The following is an 18,462-nucleotide window of genomic DNA, read 5'->3' as shown; positions in this document are numbered from 1 at the left end:
TAGGCGAGGTTCGTCTCCCCTGGGCACCGGTTGCCGGGCTTTGCCGCCCGTCCCGTCCGCACGCTCAGAAGAGGTTGATCAGACCCACGATGCCGACGAGGAAGATCGCGGTCGCGGAGATGACGAGCATCACCGCGAACGCTCTGCCGTCCTTGACCGCAGGATCGGTCTGACGCTGCGACAGGTAGACGGTCGAGGCCGCCACTCCCATCAGGAAGACCGCGTTCAGGATGCCGGCGAGGATGACCAGGGCAAGGGGCGATGCGACGACGGTCCCGAGCAGGCCCCAGACGATCGGAAGCACGACCATGATGCCCCGCATCCAGCGGTCACGCTGGATCTGGTCGCTCCAGTCGAAGGCACCGAACACCGCGAGCGTGTTGCCCACCTGACGGCCGAGGCTCGGCACGTTGGCGATGATCGTCTTGAAGAGCCCGATGCCGGCGCCGACGAGGAACACGGTGGCGCCCCACTCGCCGACCGCCGTCGAGAAGATGCTCGAGATCGTCGTCATCACCTCGTCGCCCTCCGGCACGATCCCCTGGGGGTGCAGGACCGCTGCGCCGAGGACATAGAACGCTGCGGTCGAGATCGTGTACACGACCCAGGCCACCCAGGCGTCCAGTTTCATCACCGAGATCCAGCCCCGTGCCCGCTTGGCCCACGCCTCGGAGCCGTCGTTCTTGCCCGACCACGCCGCGTAGCCCTTCTCGACGCACCAGTAGGTATAGGCGGTGATCTCGCCGGCGCCGACGCCGGTCAGGCCGAACATCGAAAGTGCGACGCCCATCGAGCCAAGGGCGATCTGGAACCGCATCCCGTCGGCCAGGTCGGCGACGCTCCAGTCATACTCGGTGCCCTGGATGAGGAACACGATGATCACGGCGAAGGCGGTGACGAGCACGACCAGGACGGTCGAGACGCCCTCGACGACCGTGTATCGGTTCCAGATGTGGATCCCGATGGCGATGAGGACCAGGATCGCCACCCAGGTGCCGATCGAAACCAGTGAGTAGGGGTCGCCACCGATGGGCAGCAGTGAGGAGAACGCGAACGCCGATGCGCTGATGACCCCGGCCTGGCTGGTGAGGAACTGGACGAACATGAGCAGCACGAGCCAGGCCATCCAGCCACGCTTGGCGATCTTCGGGGGGACCTCGTTGTAGCCGGTCACCGCGACCTTGCCGGTCGAGATGGCCCATCGGCCCAATTCGATCTGCACCCATACCTTGAGGAAGGTGGAGACCAGGACCAGCCAGAGGAGGATGAATCCCGCCTCGGCGCCCAGCGTCGTCGCCGTCAGGAGTTCCCCGGAGCCGACGACGGCCGCGGAGGTGATCATGCCCGGGCCGAGGAACCGGAGCCGGCCGCGGACGGTGGTGGGTGGTTCCTGGACGTCCCGTGGATCGAGGGCGTACGGGTCGACCAGGTCGGCGGTGCCGTGTCTGGGGCCGGCGTCGGTGCTCATCCTTCATTCCCCGATCAGTGGTGGCGGGTCAGGCTCGGACGACGGCGACCGACTCCCGAGCGATCTCGAACTCCTCGTTCGTGGGCACCACCAGCACGGCAACGGGGGAGTCCGACGTGCTGATGCGCCGGGTGTCGCGGGAGCGGGCCTCGTTCGCGGCGCCGTCCAGCCGGATGCCGAAGGCCTCCAGGCCCTGCAGGGCGCCGGCGCGAACCTCCGCGCTGTTCTCCCCGACCCCGGCGGTGAACACGATCGCATCCACCCGTCCGAGGACCGCGGTGTAGGCCCCGATGTACTTGCGCAGCCGGTAGCAGTACACCTCCATCGCGAGGGTCGCCGCCTCGTCCCCGGCGTCCACGGCGTCGCCGATGTCGCGCATGTCCACCATGCCGGTGAGCCCGAGCATCCCGGACCGGCGGTTCATCAGGTTGTCGATCTCGTCGATGCTCATGCCGGCGGTCCGGTACAGGTGGAACACGACGGCCGGGTCGATGTCGCCGGTGCGGGTCCCCATCACGAGCCCTTCGAGGGGCGTGAGGCCCATCGAGGTGTCCACCGAGATCCCGTCCTCCACGGCGGTCACCGACGCCCCGTTGCCCAGGTGCAGCACGATCAGGTTCGACTCCTCGCGGGCGATCCCGAGGAAGGCCGCCGCCTCGCGGGCGACGTACTGGTGGGACGTGCCGTGCGCGCCGTAGCGCCGGATCCTCATGGCCGCGGCGACCTCCCGATCGATCGCGTAGGTCGCCGCGTGTTCGGGCATGGTCAGATGGAACGCGGTGTCGAACACCGCCACGTGCGGCAGCTCCGGGAAGGATGCCCGGGCGGCCCGGATGCCGTCGAGGTTGGGCGGGTTGTGCAGCGGCGCGAGGTCGGAGAGGTCCTCGATGATCGCGACCACCTCGTCGTCGATCAGCACGGAGCCGCCGAACCTGGCCCCGCCCTGTACCACGCGGTGCCCCACCGCGACCAGCCCGGCCCCGGCGAGCGAGGGCCCGTGCTCGGCGAACGCGTCGGCCATCGCTCCCATCGCGACCGTGTGGTTGGGGACCGGCAGTTCGATCCTGTGCTTGTCCGGCGCGTCCTCGCCCACCGTGTGGGTGAGTACGCCGGACGCCTGGCCGATCCGCTCCACCAGCCCGACGGCGCTCGCGGCCCCGGTCTCGGCGTCGACCACCTGGTACTTCAGGGACGACGATCCGGAGTTGATCACGAGGACGTTCGTGCTCACAGGGCGGCTCCTTGGGCCTGGATGGCGGTGATGGCGACGGTGTTGACGATGTCCTGCACGAGGGCGCCGCGGGACAGGTCGTTGACCGGCTTGTTCAGGCCCTGCAGGACCGGGCCGACGGCGACGGCGCCGGCGGAGCGCTGCACCGCCTTGTAGGTGTTGTTGCCGGTGTTCAGGTCCGGGAAGATGAACACGGTGGCCCGGCCCGCGACCTCCGAGTCCGGCAGCTTCGTCTTCGCGACGGAGGCGTCCACAGCGGCGTCGTACTGGATCGGACCCTCCACCACGAGGTCGCCGGCGCGCTCGCGGACGAGTTCGGTGGCGGTGCGCACCTTGTCCACGTCCGCGCCGGAACCGGACTCCCCGGTCGAGTAGGACAGCATCGCCACGCGTGGGTCCACCCCGAACTGCGCGGCCGTGGCGGCGGAGGAGACCGCGATGTCCGCGAGCTGCTCGGCGGTCGGGTCCGGGTTCACGGCGCAGTCGCCGTAGACGAGCACCTTGTCCTCCAGGCACATGAAGAACACCGAGGACACCACGGACACCCCGGGCACCGTCTTGATGATCTCGAACGATGGCTTGATCGTGTGCGCGGTGGTGTGCTGTGCGCCGGAGACCATGCCGTCCGCCAGACCGAGGTGCACCATCAGGGTGCCGAAGTAGGAGACGTCCGTGACGATCTCCCGGGCTCGTTCCGCCGTCATGCCCTTGTGGGCGCGCAGCCGCGCGTACTCCTGCGCGAACCGCTCCCGCAGCTCGGGGTCCTGGGGGGACAGGACCGCGGCCCCGGTGAGATCCAGTCCGAGCTCGCTCGCGCGGGCCCGCACGGCCTGCTCGTCGCCGAGCAGGGTCAGCTGGGCGACGTCCCGGGCGAGCAGGGTGCTGGCGGCCCGCAGGATCCGGTCGTCCGAGCCCTCCGGGAGCACCACATGCTTGCGGGCGGACCGGGCCCGTTCGATCAGGTCGTACTCGAACATCAGGGGCGTGACGACCTCGCTGCGCGGCACGTCGACCGCGTCGAGCAGCCGGTCACCGTCGACGGCGGACTCGAACGTCGCGCGGGCGACGTCGAGTTTGCGTTGGGACCCGGTGGACAACAGCCCGCGGGTCTTCGCGACCCGGCTGGCGGTCCCGAACGTGCCGTACCGCGTGGTCACGATCGGCAGCCGCTGGCCGAGGCCGGCCACCAGGCGGGCGATCTGGGAGGTGGGCTCGTAGCCGCCGTTGAGGATCAGCCCGGCAAGGGACGGGAAGCTCTCGGCAGCGTGCGCAGCGACCATGGCCAGCACCACCTCGGAGCGGTCGCCGGGCACGATGACCACCGCTCCGTCGGTGATCCGGTCGAGGATGTGCTCCATCGTCATCCCGCCGACGATGAGCTCCTCGGCCTCCCGGTCGAGCAGCTCGTCGTCGCCGGCCGCGAGGGTGCCTTCCACAGCGATGAGCAGGTCACGCACGCTCGGCGCGGACAGCAGCGGCACGTCCGGCATCACCCAGGCAGGTAGCGGCAGATCTGCCAGGCTCGCCTCGATCTGTGCGAGCTGGGCCGGGTCGGCGCGGTTGGCGACCACGGCCACCACCCGGGCGTGCGCGGCATTCAGTTCGACGATGGACAGGTCCACCATCGAGCGCACGTCCTCCGGGGTGCGGTCAACGGCCGAGGTGACGAGCACGACGGCGGAGCCCAGGTTCGCGGCGATGCGTGCGTTGAACGCGAGCTCGGTGGGCCCGGCGACGTCGGTGTAGTCCGAGCCGACGATCACCACCACCTCGCACTGGCGCTCCACCTCGCGGTACTTGTGCACGATGGTGGTCAGGGCGGCGTCCGCGTCGGCGTGCACGTCCTCGTACGTGACCCCGACCGACTCCTCGTAGGTGAGGTCGACGCCGTCGTGCGCGAGCAGCAGTTCGAGCACCGAGTCCCGCTCCTCGTCCCCGCGGGCCACCGGCCGGAACACCCCGACCCGTTTGACCCGGCGGACGAACAGCTCGACCAGCCCGAGGGCCACCGAGGATTTCCCGGTGTGCCCTTCGGGGGAGGTCACGTACACATTGGTCACCATTACTCGTTGTCTCCTGCGGTACTCGCCGTGGCGCTGCGTTCCGGACCGCCCTCGGCGGTGCCGGTGTCACCGGCGTCCGGCCACACCCAGTCCCGCACCTCGGGGATGTCGTCGCCGTGCTCGCGGGTGTACCGGCGCGCGCGCAGGCGAGCGTCGGACATCTCCTGACGCAGCCCGGCGGCCTTCGACCCGAGGCCCGGCACCCGGTCGATGACGTCCATGACCAGGTGGTAGCGGTCGAGGTCGTTGAGCATCACCATGTCGAACGGCGTGGTGGTGGTGCCCTCCTCCTTGTAGCCGCGCACGTGCAGGTTCGCGTGACCGGTGCGGCGGTAGGTGAGCCGGTGCAGCAGCCACGGGTAGCCGTGGTAGGCGAAGATGACGGGCTTGGTATCGGTGAAGTAGGTGCTGAAGTCCCGGTCGGACAGGCCGTGCGGGTGCTCACGCTCGTCCTGCAGGCGCATCAGATCCACCACGTTGACGACGCGGACCAACAGATCGGGCAGGTGCTTGCGGAGCAGGTCCGCCGCGGCCAGCACCTCAAGGGTCGGGATGTCCCCGGCGCAGCCGAGCACCACGTCCGGGTCCTCCCCGAGCACCTCGGTGCCGGCCCACTCCCAGATGCCCAGGCCGCGGGTGCAGTGCGCGATCGCCTCGTCCATGGTGAGGAACTGCGGCCCGGGCTGCTTGCCGGAGACCACCACGTTCACGTAGTCGCGGCTGCGCAGGCAGTGGTCGTAGGTGGACAGCAGCGTGTTCGCATCCGGCGGCAGGTAGACCCTGACGATCTCGGACTTCTTGTTCATCACGTGGTCGATGAAGCCCGGGTCCTGGTGGGAGAACCCGTTGTGGTCCTGCCGCCACACGTGCGAGGAGAGCAGGTAGTTCAGGCTCGCGATCGGGCGCCGCCACGGGATGTCCCGGGTCACGTCCAGCCACTTGGCGTGCTGGTTGAACATCGAGTCGACGATGTGGATGAACGCCTCGTAGCAGTTGAACAGGCCGTGCCGCCCGGTGAGCAGGTAGCCCTCGAGCCAGCCCTGGCACTGGTGCTCGGAGAGCATCTCCATGACCCGGCCGGCCCGGGCGAGGTGGTCGTCGGAGTCGCTCTCGAGGTAGCCGGCGTTCCACTGCTTGTCCGTGACGTCGTAGACCGACTGGAGCCGGTTCGAGGCGGTCTCGTCCGGGCCGAAGATGCGGAAGTTGTCCGGGTTGCGCCGGATCACCTCGGTCAGCCACTGCCCGAGCACCTTCGTGGGCTCGGCGATCGCGGCGCCGGGGGCGGGCACGTCGACGGCGAACTCGGTGTAGTCGGGCATGCGCAGGTCGCGGAGCAGCAGACCGCCGTTCGCGTGTGGGTTCGCGCTCATCCGCAGGTCGCCCGGCGGTGCGAGCGCGGCGATGTCGGCGGCCAGCACGCCGTCGTCGTCGAAGAGTTCCTCGGCGCCGTAGGAGGTGAGCCAGTCGTGCAGGACCTCGAGGTGCTCGGGGGTGTCGCGGGCGCTGGCGAGCGGCACCTGGTGGGAGCGCCAGGAGTCCTCCACCTGCTTGCCGTCGATTACCGGCGGGCAGGTCCAACCCTTCGGGGTGCGCAGGATGATCATCGGCCAGGTGGGCCGGCCGGTGTTGCCCGCGGCAGCCGACGCCTTGATGTCGGCGATCTCATTGAACACCTCGTCCAGCAGCACCGCGAACCGGGCGTGCGCGGCCGCCGGGTCCTCGCCGTCGAAGCCGCCGACGAACAGGTGGGGCTTGTGTCCGTACCCGCGCATCAGGCTGAGCAGCTCGTCGTCGGGGATGCGGGCCAGCACCGTCGGGTTGGCGATCTTGTACCCGTTCAGGTGCAGGATCGGGAGGACCACCCCGTCCAGGGTTGGGTTGACGAACTTGTTCGAGTGCCAACTCGTCGCCAGCGGCCCGGTCTCCGCCTCACCGTCGCCGACGACGGCCGCGACCAGCAGGTCCGGGTTGTCGAACGCGGCCCCGTAGGCATGCGAGAGCACGTAGCCGAGCTCGCCGCCCTCGTGGATGGAACCGGGGGTCTCCGGCGCCACGTGCGAGGGGATGCCACCGGGGAAGGAGAACTGCCGGAACAGCCGGCGCATACCCTCCGCGTCCGCGGTGATGTCCGGGTAGGTCTCGGTGTAGGAGCCCTCCAGGTAGGAGTTCGCCACCAGGCCCGGCCCGCCGTGACCGGGGCCGGTGAGGTAGATGGTGGACTGACCGCGCTCGGCGATCACCCGGTTCAGGTGGGCGTAGACGAAGTTCAGCCCGGGGGTCGTGCCCCAGTGGCCGAGCAGTCGCGGCTTGACGTCATCGGCCGAGAGCGGTGTCCGCAGCAGCGGGTTCGCGAGCAGGTAGATCTGCCCGACGGACAGGTAGTTCGCAGCCCGCCACCACCGGTCCAGCGTGTTCAGGGTCTCGGCGTCGAGATCGGCGACCGGGCGGTGGAGCCAGGGACCCGCCGGCGTCGACGGTGGGCGGGATTCTGCATCGGAAGTGACGGATGACGTGACGGACATGGTCCAACCCCTCGGTGAGCGACAGCACAGCCGTGACCTAGCCTGCCCGTTCCGGAGCCGTTGCGCGAGTGACTTCGGTCCCAGGTGGCGACCGCGGGGGTGAGCACCGGCCCGGACACCCGGACGCGGCGCGTAACCTGGATGGGTGCACGCGTCCGCTGGGTTCTCCGACTGGCTGCGGGCGGCCACCCGCCCCCGCCTGATCGGCATCTTCGTGCTGCTCGTGGCAGGTGCGCTGCTGTGCATCCGGCTCGGCGCCTGGCAATTGGACCGAGCCCAGATCCGTGGCGACCAGGCCGCCGCCGTCGAGGCCGCCGAACGCGAGAGTGCGCCCCCGGTGCCGATGGAGACGGTGGTCGCGCCGCAGACGCCGTTCACGCAGACCATGGTGGGCCAACGGGTCACCGTCACCGGCACCTATCTGTCCGAGGACCAGTTCCTCGTCCCCGATCGCGAGCTCGACGGGCAGACCGGCTACCTGGTGGTCACCGCGCTCCGGGTCGAAGCCGGTGACGGCGCCGACCCCGCGATCCTGCCGGTGGTGCGCGGCTGGGTGAGCGAGCCCGCCGGCGCCCACCTCGATGTGCCCAGCGGGCCGGTCGAGCTGACCGGCTACCTCGGTGGACCGGACCCGGCCCAGGCGGGCATCGCCGTCGGGGCTGCGACCGGCGACGAGATCGAGGCGGTCAGTCCGGCGGCCCTTGCGAACGTGTGGGGCACACCGATCTTCTCCGGGCAGTTCGTCCTGGAGGTCCAGGAGCCAGCCGCCGGCGCGGACCTGCGGCCATACGGCGCCCCGGTGATCGAGGGCGGCGGACTGAACATCCAGAACCTCGCGTACGCGGCCGAGTGGTGGATCTTCGGCGGCTTCGCCCTGGTGCTCTGGTGGCGGATGGTCCGTGACGAGGTGCGCCACCTTCGCGCCGAACGTGGACAGACGCCCACCACCGCGGTCGCCGACGCCGACGCCGCCACCTGAGGCAGCACCCGGGCCTGGACGGGCCGGTCCACAGCGCGGTTCCGCTGACCCGAAATGTGGGTGGGTGTGTGCGTGACCCGCATTTCGGGTCCTGGGAGCGGACGGCCTTGTGGTTCCACTGACCCGAAATGTGGGTGGGTGTGCGCAGTACCCGCATTTCGGGTCATGGGAGCGACGTGGCGGCTGGCCCAGCACGCCCCGGACCGGGCTACGGTCGCCCTACTCCTGCTGCCATGAGTGCCAGAGCGCGGCGTACTCTCCGTCGGCCGCGACCAGTTCGTCGTGCGGGCCGATCTCGGAGATCCGGCCACCGTCGACCACGGCCACGCGGTCGGCGTCGTGCGCCGTGTGCAGGCGGTGCGCGATCGCCACCACGGTGCGGCCGGCCAGGACCGCGTTCAGCGACTGCTCGAGGTGCCTGGCCGCGCGCGGGTCGAGCAGCGACGTCGCCTCGTCGAGGACCAGCGTGTGCGGATCGAGGAGGACCAGGCGGGCGAGCGCGACCTGCTGGGCCTGCGCCGGGGTCAGCTTCGCCCCGCCCGAGCCGACCTCGGTCTCCAGACCCTCCGGCAGCGCCCGCACCCAGCCGAGGGCGTCGACGGCGTCCAGCGCCCTGGTGAGTTCGCCGTCGTCCGCCTCGACCTTGGCCAGGCGCAGGTTCTGGGCGAGCGTCCCCACGAACACGTGGTGTTCCTGCGTCACCAGGGCCACCTGCGAACGCAGCTCCTCCAGCGGCAGGTCGACGAGCGGGACCTGCCCGACCGTGACCGTCCCGGCGGTGGGCGGGTGGATCCCGGCGAGCATCCGCCCGAGAGTGGACTTGCCCGCACCGGAGGGGCCGACGACCGCGAGGCGTTCGCCGACCTTCAGGTCCAGGTCGATTCCGTGCAGCACGTTGTGGCCCTCGCGGTAGGCGTAGTGCAGCTCCCGTGCCTCGATCTCCTCGCCGCTCGGCCGCGCACCGCTGGCCTCCCGGTCCGTCTTCACGAGGGAGACACCGAAGATCCGGGACAGGGACGTGGCACCCACCTGGATCTCGTCGATCCAGAAGATCAGCTCGTCGACCGGGCCCATCACCTGCACCGCATACAGGGCGATCGTGGTCACGGCACCGACGCCGGCCTGACCGGTCGAGATCAGGTACGCGCCCCAGAGCAGCACGGCGATGATCGGCAGGATGAAGGCCGCGTCCAGACCCGGGAACAGCACCGTGCGCAGGTACAGCGTGTACTTCTCGGCGCCGAACGCCTCGGCGATGTCGGCGTCGATCCGCTTGCGGCGCCGCCGGCCAAGGGACAACGCGTCCACGGTGCTGGCACCCTCGACCGACTCGGTGATGGTGCCGTTGATCCGGGCGTAGGACGCGGACTCGCGCAGGTACCCCTTCGTGGCCCGGCGCAGGTACCACCGGGTCACCACGATCAGGATCGGGGCACCGGCGAACATCGCCAGGGCGACGAGCCAGTTCGCCATGACCGCCGCGACCACCGTCAGCACGATCGTGATGATGCAGACGAGCACGCGGGGCACGCCGAACCGCACCGTGTGCTGGACGCGGTCGATGTCGTTCGTGGTGCGCGCCACCAGATCCCCGGTCCCGGCGCGCTCCACGGTGGACAGCGGGAGCGTCGTGACGTGCGAGATGAACTCCTCGCGCAGCCCGGCGAACACCTTCTCGCCGAGCAGCATCGAGGAGCGCTGCGCGAACTTGGTGAGCACGGTCTGGGCGAGGACCGCCGCCACGAGGATGGCGACCATGGTGTTCAGCGCACCGGCGGTGGTGCCGCCGATCACACCGTCGACCATCATCCCGAGCAGCCACGGCCCGAGCAGACCCGCGACGGCGGACAGGGTGTGCAGCCCGACGACGCCGGTCAGCTCGCCGCGGTAGCGGCGCAGCAGGTCGCCGGTCATGGCGCGCATGGTTGCGGTATCCGCGATGGGAAGCTTCATCGGGCCACCTCCTGTTCTGCCGTGGCGCGGCTGACGACGTTGCGGTAGGCGAGCGCACCGGGGTGCCCGGCCTCGGCCATCTCGAGCAGGTCGCGGTGTCCGCCGCGGACCTCGACCCGGCCGTCGGCGACGAACGCGACGTCGTCGACCTGGTCGAGCACGAGCGGGCTGGCCGAGACCACCACGGTGGTGCGGCCGGCGCGGGCGCGGGTCAGGTTCGCCGCGATCCGAGCCTCCGTGTGCGCGTCCACGGCGCTGGTCGGCTCCACCAGGAGCAGGATCTCGGCCTCGGTGAGCAGCGCCCGGGCCAGCGAGACGCGCTGGCGCTGCCCGCCGGACAGGGACCGGCCCTTCTCGGTCATCGTGCCGTCGAGGCCCTCGGGGATGGAGTCGAGGACGTCACCGGCGTCGGACGTCGCGAGCGCGGACTCGAGGTCGGCGCGGTCCGCGCGCTCGCGAGTGTCGAGCTCCTCGGTCAGGGGACCGGTGAACAGGGCCGGGGTGGCCTCACTGAGCACGATCCGCTCGCGCACCTGTGCCAGCGGCACGTCGGTGAGGAGCCGTTCGCCCCAGCGCACCTCGCCGGTCTCCTGCGCACCCTCGGCGTTATCGGCGGCACCGACTCGGTCGTGCTGCCGGGCCATCCGGGCCAGGATCTCGGCGGAGGCGTCCGGGTCCGCGCTCACCACGGCGAGGAGCTGCCCCGGGTGGGCGACCAGGCCGGAGTCGGAGTCCACCAGTTCGGACCCGGCGGGCGGGGCCGCCTCGGTGCCGGTGTCCGGGACGTCGTGGGTGACCTGGAGGACCTTGATGATCTTGCGGCTCGCGACCACCGCCCGGGTTCCGGACTGGACGGCCTGGGTCGCGGCACGCAACGGCTGAGTGAGGTACGCGGCGTAGCCGTAGAACGTGACGAGCTGACCGGGCGTGATCTCCCCGGCGAGCGCCAGGTGGGCGCCGTACCAGACCACCCCGGCGAGGAACAGCCCGGGCAGCAGCGTCTGCAGGGCGTCCAGGGTGGACTGCGTCTGCGCGACGGCGGTGCCCGCGGCCCGGACCTTCTGGGACTGCTCGCGGTAGCGGCCCGCGAAGACCTCCTCGCCGCCGATGCCGCGCAGGATCCGAAGCCCGGACACGGTGTCCGCGCCGAGCGTGGTCAGCCGACCGGCGGCCTCGCGCTGGATCGCCTGGCGGCGCTGCAGAGGGCGGACCAGCAGCGCGAGGACCGCGGCGACCACGGGCAGACCGATGAGCACGGCCACGCCGAGCGAGACCGAGCTCTGCAGCAGCACGAAGGCGACCAGGATGTACGTGACGATCCCGCCGAGCAGACGGGCCGCCTGGGCGTAGATCTCACCGAGGCGCAGCGCGTCCGAGGCGACCGTGGCGACCACCTCGCCGGTGGGCAGCTCCCGGGTGATCGCCGAGCCGGTGCTGGCGACATGGTGGCCGATGAGTTGGCTCGTGTTCAGGGACGCGCGCAGCCAGTTGACCACGTCGAGCCGGTGCCCGAACGCCCCGGTGAACAACGAGACCGCGCCGATGCCGGCGAGGATCAGGCACCACCGCAGCAGCGACGGCGACAGGCCGTGCTCGAGGCCGCCGTCGATGGCGCGGCCGAGCACGAACGGCACCGCAGCCTGGCAGACGGCCCCGATGATGCCGACGATGACGGCGGCGACGAGCACGCCCCACTGGCGCTTCGTCTGCCACCACATGAAGGCGCCGGCGGAGGTCAGCGGAGGGTGGCCGGGATCGGCCTCGGGGAGTGGACGCACGAGAGGCAACGGTATGCCTCGCACCCGCGCCGATCCAACTGATTTCAGTGGTGTGTGCCACTGCGGCGCCGCGGCCCCGGTTCAGTCGCCGAGCGCGGCCGTGAACGCCGTGGTGGCGGCGCTCGTATCGGCGTCCCAGGTCGTCAGTACCGCGATCAGCTCGGCCGCCGTAGCGGTCCGGTCGGCACCGATCCCGACGGCGGTCGCGGCCTGCGCGTGCGCGACGTCGGCTGCCGCTGCGGCTGCGTCGGTCGCGACCTCGTCACCACCGCCCTGAGCCGCGGCCACGTCCCGCGCCGAGTCGGCGCCGGCCGCGCACACCGGCTCCCAACCGGGCAGGTAGCACTGCGTCGCGAGCGCGTCCGCGAGCTGGAGGTTCGCCTCGGCCGGGCCGGTCGTGGCCGCGTTCGCATGCGCGGCGACCAGCACCGGGTAGGTGCCGCAGAACTGCCGCACCTGCGGCTCGTCCGTGCCGACGGCGCCAGCGAACGCGGCCAGGGCCGCCCGGTCCGCCTCGAACCGGGCCACGACCTCCTGCGCGTCCGGGTGCTCGAGGTCCAGACCGGGCGGTGCGGCCGGCGGCGCCGGCACGCCCCGCACCGCCTCCGGGAAGGACGTCTGCGCCGTGCAGGCCGCGTTCACCGCATCGAGCGACTCGCTGGGCTCCTGGCCGGCCAGCACCGGGGCGTCCGCGAACCCGAGCACCACGGCAGCCAGCGGTTGCGCCGTCGGCACCAGGACGCCGTCGGGCCCGAACTGCGCGAGCCGCTCCTGCTCCCACGACCGCAGGTCGGCGTCCCACTGTGTGATCGACTCCGCCCGCTCGGCGGACGCACCACCAGCACGGGTCGCGAGCACCACGATCACGACCACCACGGCGAGCACTGCCGCCACGAGCAGCCACCGCCGTCGGGTCATCACCCACCCCTCTCCGCGCACAGGCTACCGACCGGTGCTGGCGCCGACCGCCGTCGGGCCCGGCCAGCGCGTTTCCCCGCACACCGCGAGACGGGCGACAATGGCCCCATGACGGACACGAATGCGACCAACGCCGACGCCCGGGACATGAAGGACCGCGGCGCGTTCACCCGCTACCGGATCATGGCGTTCGTCACCGGTGGCATGCTCCTGCTGCTCTGCCTGGAGATGGTGCTCAAGTACATCGTGCAGGTGAACGGCGTCGACGCGACCGGCAGCGCGAACCCGGTGATCGGCTCCTGGATCGCGTTCGTGCACGGCTGGATCTACGTGGTGTATGCGGTGACCGTGTTCGACCTGTGGAGCCGGATGCGCTGGAGCTTCGGCCGGATCGCCGCGCTGATCGCCGGTGGCGTGGTGCCGGTGCTGTCGTTCGTCATGGAGGGCAAGGCCCGCGACTGGATGGACGAGACGCTGGCCGCGCGCGCCGAGACGCCCTGACCGGGTCGTATCCTTGGGTGCTGTGAGCGCCCCCACCCCGCACCGGCCCGTCCTCGTCGTCGACTTCGGGGCCCAGTACGCCCAGCTGATCGCCCGCCGGGTGCGCGAGGCGAAGGTCTACTCCGAGATCGTCCCGCACACCATGAGCGTGGACGCGATCCTGGCCAAGGACCCGGCCGCGATCGTGCTCTCCGGCGGACCCGCGTCGGTGTACGCCGACGGCGCCCCGGCGGTGGACGCCGCGCTGTTCGACGCCGGCGTGCCCGTGTTCGGGATCTGCTACGGCTTCCAGGCGATGGCCGCCGCGCTCGGCGGCACCGTCGCCCACACCGGGGCGCGCGAGTACGGCGGCACTCCCGTGCGGGTCGACTCCGAGGGCACCCTGCTGGCCGGGTCACCCACGGAGCAGACCACGTGGATGTCGCACGGGGACGCGGTGCATGCGGCGCCGGCCGGCTTCGACGTGCTCGCGACCTCCCCGGGATCGCCGGTCGCGGCGTTCGAGGACCGGACCCGCGGGCTCTACGGGGTGCAGTGGCACCCCGAGGTCAAGCACTCCGAGTTCGGCCAGAAGGCCCTCGAGAACTTCCTCTACGACGGCGCCGGACTGGCCGGGGACTGGACGCCCGGCAACGTGATCGCGGACCAGGTGGCCGCGATCCGCGAGCAGGTCGGCGACGCGCGGGTGATCTGCGGGCTCTCCGGCGGTGTGGACTCCTCGGTGGCCGCGGCGCTCGTGCAGCGCGCGATCGGCGACCAGCTCACCTGTGTGTTCGTCGACCACGGGCTCCTGCGCGCCGGTGAGGCCGAGCAGGTCGAGACCGACTTCGTGGCCTCGACCGGGGTCCGGCTCAAGGTCGTCGACGCCAAGCAGCGGTTCCTGGACGCGCTCGCGGGCGTCAGCGACCCGGAGACCAAGCGCAAGATCATCGGCCGGGAGTTCATCCGGGTGTTCGAGGACGCCGCCCGCGAGGTGGTCGCCGAGGCCGGCGCGCACGGCGAGGACGTGAAGTTCCTCGTGCAGGGCACCCTCTACCCGGACGTGGTCGAGTCCGGTGGCGGCGAGGGCGCCGCGAACATCAAGTCACACCACAACGTCGGCGGGCTGCCCGATGACCTGCAGTTCTCGCTGATCGAGCCGCTGCGGGCCCTGTTCAAGGACGAGGTGCGCGCGGTCGGCCTGGAGCTCGGGGTGCCCGGGACGATCGTCTGGCGTCAGCCGTTCCCGGGCCCCGGCCTGGGCATCCGGATCGTCGGGGACATCACAGCGGAGCGCCTGGAGACGCTGCGCACGGCGGACGCGATCGCGCGGGAGGAACTCACCGCAGCCGGCCTGGACCGCGAGATCTGGCAATGCCCCGTGGTGCTCCTGGCGGACGTGCGCTCGGTGGGCGTCCAGGGCGACGGACGCACCTACGGCCACCCGATCGTGCTCCGGCCGGTGTCCTCCGAGGACGCCATGACCGCGGACTGGACCCGGCTCCCGTACGACGTGCTGGCGAAGATCTCGACCCGGATCACGAACGAGGTGGCGGAGGTGAACCGGGTGGTGCTGGACGTGACCAGCAAGCCGCCGGGCACCATCGAGTGGGAGTGAGGGCGTGAGCCAGTACCTGGCGCCGTCGCGCAGAACCCGGCGCCCGAGGTAGTAGCGCAGACCATTCTGGGTCAGGCGGGAGGGTCTGCCTCAGCGCGAGTGGCAACCACGAACACACGCCGGAACGGGAGCACCGTGCCGTGCGGGCGGGCCGGGTCGGCTGGATAGGCTCGGCGCAAGAGTGCCCCGTACTCGGCGATGAACCGCCCGCGCAGGTCCTCGGGCAGGGCCTGGACCACCGGGCGCGCACCGGTGCCGAGGATCCACCGCAGCACCGGATCCTCGCCGTCGAGCACATGCAGGTAGGTGGTCTCCCAGGCGTCCACCCGCCACCCGGCCGCCGCCAGCGCCGCCAGGTAGGTGGCGCCGTCGTGTGACGAGGGGTGGACGACGGCGTCCGTGTGCGCCGCGTAGGGCGCTCGCCCCGCGAGGTCCCGCAGCAGCACGTGGCTCGGCTCGCCGAAATTGCCCGGCACCGAGAACGCCAGCGTGCCGCCGGGCGCGACGGCGCCCGCGAGCCGGGGGAGGACCTCGAGGTGGCCCGGCACCCACTGCAGCGTCGCGTTCGAGACGAGCAGGTCCACGGGAGTAGCCGGCTCCCACGAGGTGAGGTCGGCGCACACGTACGTGACGCCGTCGGCGGCGTGCTCGGCGCGCGCCCGCTCGATCATCTCGGGACTGGAGTCCACGCCCACGATCGCCGCGTGCGGCCAGCGTGCCCGCAACGGGGCCATCAGGTGGCCCGGGCCGCAGCCGAGGTCGGTGATGGTGGCCGCGTCGCCGTCGACCCGGGCGAGCAGGTCGAGGAACGGGCGCGAGCGCTCGTCGGCGTAGGCGAGGTAGGTGGCCGGGTCCCAGGTGGTCATCGCTGTCCGATCTCTCGACGTCAAGAGAGTTATCTCGATGTCAAGATAACTCGTGACGATCCCGATTGCCAGCCCTGGCGCGCGAGGCCGTGTCTCCGGGCCTGCGCGGGCGGCGCTGGTTACAGTGGGGCGTGCGGATCGTCCACGTCTCCGATTGCTACGCGCCGCGCGTCGGCGGCATCGAGTCCCAGGTCGAGGATCTCGCCACCCACCAGGGCGCCGCCGGGCACGCGGTGCACGTGCTGACCGCGACGGCGTTGGCCGCGGACGCCGTCGAGGTGCTCGAAGGTGGCCGCAGCCGCTACCGGACCACCACCACCCAGGCGCACGGGGTGCGGGTGCACCGGATCGCCTCGCCGGTCACGTTCGGGCTGCCGGTCCACCCGAACGGGCGCGCGCTGGTGCGCCGGGCGCTGGAGATCCTGCAGCCGGACGTGGTGCACGTGCACGCGGGCGTGGTCAGCCCGTTCGCGTTCGACGGCGCCCGCGCGGCTCGCGAGCTCGGCCTGCCGCTGGCCATCACCTGGCACTGCATGCTCGACGGCGTTGAGCCGGCGGTCCGCCTCGGCGCCCGCGCCGGCGGCTGGGACGAGGCCCGGCTCGCGCCGAGCGCGGTCAGCACGGTGGCCGCCGAGCGGGTGGCGCACGCGCTGCGCCGCGACGACGTCACCGTGCTTCCGAACGGCCTGGACCTGATGCCCTGGCGGGCCGCCGCGGCCACCCCGGTCGCCGCGTCCGAGCCGGGGCTGCTACGGGTCGTGGCGACCCAGCGGCTCGCACCCCGCAAGCGCGCCGTCCCGCTCGTGCAGCTCGTCGGCGCCGCGGCCGAGCGGTTGGGGCGCGACGAGCGTGGGCGGCCGAGGATCCGGCTGAGCATCGCCGGCAGCGGACCCGCCGAGGCGGCCGTCCGGGCCGAGATCGCCGCCGCCGGGCTCGAGGACGTGGTCACACTGCTGGGCCGGGTGCCACGGGACGTGCTCCCGACGCTCTACCGGGACCAGGACGTGTTCGTCGCCCCGGCCCGGCTCGAGGCGTTCGGGATCGCGCCCCTGGAGGCCCGTGCCGCCGGGCTCGCCGTGGTCGCGAACGCCGGCACCGGCATCGGTGAGTTCGTCACGGACGGCATCGACGGGTTGTTGCGCACCGGGGACGCCGGACTCACCGAGGCGCTCGTGGAACTGGCCACGGACCCGCACCTGCTGGTGCGGATCCGTGAGCACAACGCGCGGGTGGCGCCGGCGGTGGGCTGGACCGAGGTGCTGGCCCGCGCGGACGAGCTCTACGCCCGCGCCCGACGGCTGATCTGAACTGTCGCTCCCCGGACGTGTTCTGGGGCGATTCCGAGGCACCCAGTGCGTCGGAATCGCCCCGTTGACGGTCGGACCAGCGCGTCAGCGCCCGCGCAGCGCCGAGATCGCGGTGCCGACCAGCAGGCCGACTCCGGCTATGCCGAGCAGGCCGATGAGGAAGACCTCGAGGTCGAGCTCGAACCCGAGCCCGATCGCGACCACCGCGACGCCGAGCAGGACGAGCACGAGCCCCCACACGATGGTGCCCACCCGGGTCCGCTCCCGCGGCGCCGGGGCGCCGGGCGAGTACCCGGCGGCCGGCGGCTGCGATGCGACGGACGGTGCCGGCACCGTGGTCGGCTCGGACCTCAGCGCGGCCTCGTCCCGAAGGGACTCCTCGTACCAGGACGGCGTCCCGGCATCGGACGTCTCGGGTGCCGTCCTCGTCTCGGCTTCCAGCATGTTCGCGGCCTCCATGATGCTCGGGCGGTTGTGGTCCGCGGTGTCCGATCCGGTCGATCCGAGCGCCGCCGTGGGCGTCCCGGGCTCGGCCGGGGACTCGGCGTGGTTGCGGTTCTCGGTCATGCGGACTCCTCGATGATCCGGATCTCGCCTACACCGGCGTCGATCACGATGGTCAGGTCGGGCTCGCCGACCTGGCCGGCGGGAGAGGTCAGGACGACCCCGCGGCTAGGGCTGGTGCGCCACTGGTTGTTCTCGATGGGCCTCGGCGGGTCGTCGGCGAAGCCGCCCTCCCAGCCGTCGCTGGTCCGGGCGATGACCTCGCCGAGGACCTGCGCCTCGATCTGTACCGACATCCCCTCGGGAACGCGGAGGTTGAGCTGGCCGGCACCGAGGCCGAGCTGCACCGGTTCGGCGAGCCGGACGCTGCCCTCGAGTTCGGTGAGGTCGACGGTCACCTCGCCACCTGCGATGTCGTCGAAGCCGCCCTCGAGCTGCGTCGCGTCCTGGGGTACCCATCGTGCGTCCCCGTAGCTACCGGACTCGGTCCAGTCGAAGTCGCCGAAGTTCGTCGATCCCTCGACCGCGGCCCAGGGCACCCCGACCAGCGCGATCAGGACCGCGAGGCCGCCGATCACACCGGACCGGCGCCCGAGCAGGCCCGCGATCAGAACCCCGATCCCGAACAGGACCAGCACGACGCCCACGCCGGTCAGCCAGCCACCGACGGCCACGCCGCCCACGTAGTCGAGCAACCACAACGCGGCGATCGTCACGAGCGAGAGGCCGAACACGATCCGGGTCAGGGCCTTGCCGGGGCCGGGGGTCGGTGGCC

Annotated in this window: 14 protein-coding genes; 4 read left to right on the top strand and 10 right to left on the bottom strand. The window is 71.5% G+C overall.

Annotation, left to right across the window (positions count from 1 at the left end; all coding sequences use genetic code 11):
* Positions 1-64 precede the first annotated feature (64 nt).
* From HALOF300_RS12940 to HALOF300_RS12925, 4 genes are read right to left on the bottom strand one after another with little or no spacing between them, the layout of a single operon-like run.
* Positions 65-1,468: an Nramp family divalent metal transporter gene (locus tag HALOF300_RS12940; RefSeq protein ID WP_197522528.1), complete on the bottom strand. Its 1,404-nt coding sequence runs from the start codon at positions 1,466-1,468 to the stop codon at positions 65-67.
* Positions 1,469-1,496: 28 nt separating this feature from the next.
* Positions 1,497-2,699, bottom strand: a complete 1,203-nt coding sequence (locus tag HALOF300_RS12935) for an acetate/propionate family kinase (RefSeq protein WP_156741353.1) — start codon at positions 2,697-2,699, stop codon at positions 1,497-1,499.
* Positions 2,696-4,762: a phosphate acetyltransferase gene (pta, locus tag HALOF300_RS12930; RefSeq protein WP_156741352.1), complete on the bottom strand. Its 2,067-nt coding sequence runs from the start codon at positions 4,760-4,762 to the stop codon at positions 2,696-2,698. The genes HALOF300_RS12935 and pta overlap by 4 nt, the downstream gene beginning before the upstream one ends.
* The gene (locus tag HALOF300_RS12925) at positions 4,762-7,284 is read right to left on the bottom strand and encodes a phosphoketolase family protein (protein ID WP_156741351.1); all 2,523 of its coding nucleotides are present in this window, start codon (positions 7,282-7,284) and stop codon (positions 4,762-4,764) included. The genes pta and HALOF300_RS12925 overlap by 1 nt, the downstream gene beginning before the upstream one ends.
* A 145-nt stretch (positions 7,285-7,429) precedes the next feature.
* Between HALOF300_RS12925 and HALOF300_RS12920 the strand changes: the two genes are divergently transcribed.
* Positions 7,430-8,263 carry an SURF1 family protein gene (locus tag HALOF300_RS12920; protein WP_156741350.1) on the top strand — a complete coding sequence of 278 codons (834 nt, stop codon included), beginning with the start codon at positions 7,430-7,432 and terminating at the stop codon, positions 8,261-8,263.
* 219 nt (positions 8,264-8,482) lie between these two features.
* Here the strand turns inward: HALOF300_RS12920 and HALOF300_RS12915 are convergent, their stop codons facing one another.
* From HALOF300_RS12915 to HALOF300_RS12905, 3 genes are all read right to left on the bottom strand, one after another.
* Entirely contained in the window at positions 8,483-10,216 is a 1,734-nt protein-coding gene (locus tag HALOF300_RS12915; protein WP_156741349.1) for an ABC transporter ATP-binding protein, read from the bottom strand.
* Positions 10,213-11,994, bottom strand: a complete 1,782-nt coding sequence (locus HALOF300_RS12910; RefSeq protein WP_231955325.1) for an ABC transporter ATP-binding protein — start codon at positions 11,992-11,994, stop codon at positions 10,213-10,215. Before HALOF300_RS12910 ends, HALOF300_RS12915 begins: the two co-directional genes overlap by 4 nt.
* An 81-nt stretch (positions 11,995-12,075) precedes the next feature.
* Complete coding sequence (locus HALOF300_RS12905; RefSeq protein WP_156741348.1) at positions 12,076-12,912, bottom strand: hypothetical protein; 837 nt, start codon at positions 12,910-12,912, stop codon at positions 12,076-12,078.
* 108 nt (positions 12,913-13,020) lie between these two features.
* Between HALOF300_RS12905 and HALOF300_RS12900 the strand changes: the two genes are divergently transcribed.
* Both HALOF300_RS12900 and guaA read left to right on the top strand, forming a co-directional pair.
* On the top strand, positions 13,021-13,413 hold the full coding sequence (locus HALOF300_RS12900; protein ID WP_156741347.1) for a DUF3817 domain-containing protein: 393 nt from the start codon (positions 13,021-13,023) through the stop codon (positions 13,411-13,413).
* Positions 13,414-13,435: 22 nt separating this feature from the next.
* On the top strand, positions 13,436-15,010 hold the full coding sequence (guaA, locus tag HALOF300_RS12895; protein ID WP_156741346.1) for a glutamine-hydrolyzing GMP synthase: 1,575 nt from the start codon (positions 13,436-13,438) through the stop codon (positions 15,008-15,010).
* A gap of 71 nt (positions 15,011-15,081) precedes the next feature.
* Here the strand turns inward: guaA and HALOF300_RS12890 are convergent, their stop codons facing one another.
* A complete protein-coding gene (locus HALOF300_RS12890; protein ID WP_156741345.1) occupies positions 15,082-15,876 on the bottom strand; it encodes a methyltransferase domain-containing protein in 795 nt (264 codons plus the stop codon).
* Between the two features lie 131 nt (positions 15,877-16,007).
* Here HALOF300_RS12890 and HALOF300_RS12885 point away from each other — a divergent pair, with 131 nt between their 5' ends.
* Positions 16,008-17,183 (top strand): glycosyltransferase family 4 protein, encoded by a 1,176-nt coding sequence (locus HALOF300_RS12885; protein WP_156741344.1) that lies wholly within the window; start codon positions 16,008-16,010, stop codon positions 17,181-17,183.
* Positions 17,184-17,267: 84 nt separating this feature from the next.
* Here HALOF300_RS12885 and HALOF300_RS12880 read toward each other — a convergent pair whose 3' ends face one another.
* Both HALOF300_RS12880 and HALOF300_RS27020 read right to left on the bottom strand, forming a co-directional pair.
* Positions 17,268-17,750 carry a hypothetical protein gene (locus tag HALOF300_RS12880; protein WP_156741343.1) on the bottom strand — a complete coding sequence of 161 codons (483 nt, stop codon included), beginning with the start codon at positions 17,748-17,750 and terminating at the stop codon, positions 17,268-17,270.
* A partial coding sequence (locus HALOF300_RS27020; RefSeq protein WP_408636833.1) for a hypothetical protein occupies positions 17,747-18,462 on the bottom strand: 716 nt, incomplete at its 5' end. The genes HALOF300_RS27020 and HALOF300_RS12880, both read right to left, overlap by 4 nt.

The organism is Occultella aeris (assembly GCF_902703175.1).
Classification (GTDB): domain Bacteria; phylum Actinomycetota; class Actinomycetes; order Actinomycetales; family Beutenbergiaceae; genus Occultella; species Occultella aeris.
Note: the sequence above shows the minus strand (reverse complement) of the source record. Positions and strands in the feature narration are given on the sequence as shown.